At 69.5% G+C, this 1,378-nt stretch carries 1 protein-coding gene; it reads left to right on the forward strand.

What is annotated here, in order from left to right; translation table 11 throughout:
• Nucleotides 1-139: 139 nt before the first annotated feature.
• Nucleotides 140-1,348, forward strand: a complete 1,209-nt coding sequence (locus E0H73_RS45575; RefSeq protein WP_131367562.1) for an IS110 family RNA-guided transposase — start codon at nt 140-142, stop codon at nt 1,346-1,348.
• Nucleotides 1,349-1,378 lie beyond the last annotated feature (30 nt).

Raw genomic sequence — 1,378 nt, forward strand, 5'->3', positions numbered from 1 at the left:
TTCGTCAAGACGGTGGCCCCGCCGGTCGCTGGAGACCGCAGACGGCTGGTGGGGTGTCGCGCCGTGAGCGCTGTCCATTAGGGCGCCGCGTGGCCTCCGCGGCTCATCGGTGCGGACGAGCAGGGAGGAGATGTCGATGGTGGTCTTCTGCGGGATTGACTGGGCCGAGCATCACCACGATGTGGCGATTGTGAACGCCGTTGGGGAGGTGGTGGCCAAGCGCCGGATCAACGGCATCACCGGATTCACCCAGCTGACCGAGCTTTTGTGTGTCTATGCCGAGCGGCCGGCCGACGTGCAGGTGGCACTCGAGACCGACCGTGGACTGCTGGTGGCGGCGTTGCGGGCTGCGGGTTATCGGGTGTTCGCGATCAACCCGAAGGCGGTTGACCGGTACCGGGATCGCTACGCGGTGTCGGGGGCGAAGTCGGATGCGGCGGATGCGCTGGTGTTGGCGAATCTGTTGCGCACCGATGCGGCGCGGCATCGTGAGGTGGCGAATGATTCGGCACAGGTGGAGGCGATCGCGGTAGTGGCTCGCGCGCACCAGGACGCGGTGCGAGTCCGGTTGCGTGACACTGGCCGGCTGCGGTCGTTGCTGCGCGAGTTCTTCCCGGCCGCGCTGACCGCGTTCCCGAACCTGGCGACCAGGACGGCGTTGCAGATCCTGGCGGCCGCGCCGACCCCGAGCCAGGCGCAAGCCCTCGATCGCGAGCAGATCCGCGCCCTGCTAGGGGCGGCGGGACGGATCTGTCTGCGGGCCAGCGAGGTGGAGCGGCTGCATCAGACCTTCGCCGCCGAGCAACTGCATCACCGGCCCGAGGTGGAGGAGGCGATGGGTGTCGCGGTGCGGGCGATCGTCGCCACGTTGCTGGGCATCGACGCCGCCATCGCCGAACTCGAGGCCGCGCTGGCAGCGCGTTTTGACAACCACCCGGACGCCGAGATCCTGCGTAGTCTGCCCGGACTCGGTGTGGTCCTCGGCGGCCGGGTGCTGGGCGAGTTCGGAGACGATCCGACTCGCTTCCTCGATCCTGCCAGTCGACGCCGCTATGCCGGAACCGCCCCGGTCACCCGAGCGTCGGGCAAGTCCCGCGTCGTGCTGCTGCGCCGGGCCCGCAACCAGCGACTGGCCGACGCCTGCCGCTGGTGGGCGTTCAACGCGATGCAGCACTCTCCAGGCGCCATGGCCTACTACCGTCGCCGCCGCGCCGCCGGCGACACCCACGAGGCAGCGCTTCGGCGACTGGGCAGCAAGCTCGTCGGGCAACTCCACCACTGCCTCGAACACCGCGAGCCCTACCGAGAAGACATCGCCTGGCCCGCCAGCCTTCCAACCGCGGCCTGAACCGGACGGCCCGAACAGCCGCTGAACCAC

It is taken from the genome of Kribbella pittospori (assembly GCF_004331465.1).
Lineage (GTDB): Bacteria > Actinomycetota > Actinomycetes > Propionibacteriales > Kribbellaceae > Kribbella > Kribbella pittospori.